This window comes from Streptomyces sp. NPDC101166 (assembly GCF_044768125.1).
GTDB lineage: Bacteria > Actinomycetota > Actinomycetes > Streptomycetales > Streptomycetaceae > Streptomyces.
Genome location: NZ_JBIWPF010000098.1, coordinates 1 through 1,547 on the forward strand (window position 1 = coordinate 1; position 1,547 = coordinate 1,547).

A 1,547-nucleotide genomic window follows, 5' to 3' on the forward strand; every position below is an offset into this window, starting at 1 on the left:
CCCGGCTGCACGAGGCCGAGGGCGTCGAGCTGCGCTGCGGCGTCGGAGTGGAAACGCTTGTCACCGAGGGCGACTCGGTGAGCGGCGTCCGGCTCGCCGACGGCAGCGTCGTCGACGCCGACCTGGTGGTCATCGGCATCGGCTCGGTGCCCGTCACCGAGTGGCTCGACGGCTCCGGCATTCCGCTGGCCGCGCCCGCCGACGGCGGCGGCGTGCTCGCCGACGAGACCGGGCGCACCTCGGTCCCCGGCGTCTGGGCGCTCGGCGACGTGGCCGCCTGGCCGCACGCCATCGGCCGCAACAAGCGCGTCGAGCACTGGACCAATGCCGGCGAGCAGGCGCAGGTGCTGGCCGCCGCGCTGCTGGGCGGCGCCCCGGCCGAGATCCAGGTGCCGTACGTGTGGAGCGACCAGTACGACATGAAGATCCAGGTGCTCGGCATCCCGGCACTGGCCGACGAGATCGAGATCGTGGAGGACAAGGGCCGCAAGTTCCTGGCCCACTACCGCCGCGCGGGCACGCTGGTCGCCGTGGTCGGCGCGAGCATGGCGGGCAAGGTCATGAAGGCCCGCGGCGAACTCGCCGCGAACCTCCAGCCGGTGGCTACCGCGGGCTGAACGGGAGCGGGCAACCGCTCGGCCACACCTGGACAAGCACGACATTCCGACCCGCGGTTCGCGATCAGGCCGGTGCTTTCACTACCGTGCAAGGTGTGATCGTCGCGCTCATCGACTCCGGACTGGGGCTGCTGCCCACGGCCGCCTGGTTGCGGAAGCTGCGGCCCGATCTCGACCTGCTGCTGCTCAACGACCCCGACGGCGCGCCCTGGGGTCCCAAGCCCGAGCAGTGGGTCATCGACCGGGTGCTGGACACCGCGCGCCTCGCCCTGAGCGAGGGCGCGGAAGTCATTGTGCTGCCCTGCAATACGGCCAGCGTCACCGCGCTCGAACACGTCCGCGCCATGGTCGGGCCCGAGGTGCCGGTGATCGGCACCGTGCCCGCCATCAAACCCGCCGCGGCCGCCTGCGCGAAGGTCGCCGTCTGGGCGACCGCCGCTACCACCGGCAGCGCCTACCAGGCCGGGCTGATCGCACAGTTCGGCGGCGACGCCGAGGTCACCGGGGTCGCCTGCCACGGGCTCGCCGACGCCATCGACCGCGGCGACCTCCCGGTCATCGCCGAGGCCATCGCGGCTGCCGCCGCCCGCACCCCCGCCGACACCGAGGGCATCGTGCTCGGTTGCACCCACTACCCGCTCGTCCTCGACGACATCCTCGCCGCTCTGCCCGACGGGGTGCGCGTCTTCGACAGCGCCGAGGCCGTGGCCGGGCAGACCCTGCGCCGCATGGACGCCCTCGGACGGCTCACCGCGGGGGCGGGCGCCGTCCGCATCCTGGCCTCCGGACGTCCGGCCCGACTGCCTTCCGCCGCAGCGGCTTTCGAATCCGGCCGCCTGCTCGGCGCGACCTGCGAGGACCGGCTCACCGCCTCCTGATCACTCCCCCGGACACAGGAAAGGGCCGCTCCCCCAAGGGAAGCGGCCCTTT

2 protein-coding genes are annotated in these 1,547 nt (G+C 73.2%); both read left to right on the forward strand.

Annotated features, from left to right (window positions below):
- Window positions 1–617: FAD-dependent oxidoreductase (locus ACIRS4_RS36675; protein ID WP_404204363.1), on the forward strand; the 617-nt coding region annotated here is incomplete at its 5' end.
- A 95-nt stretch (window positions 618–712) separates the two neighbouring features.
- Entirely contained in the window at window positions 713–1,495 is a 783-nt protein-coding gene (locus tag ACIRS4_RS36680) for a glutamate racemase (protein WP_404204365.1), read from the forward strand.
- Window positions 1,496–1,547: the final 52 nt, after the last annotated feature.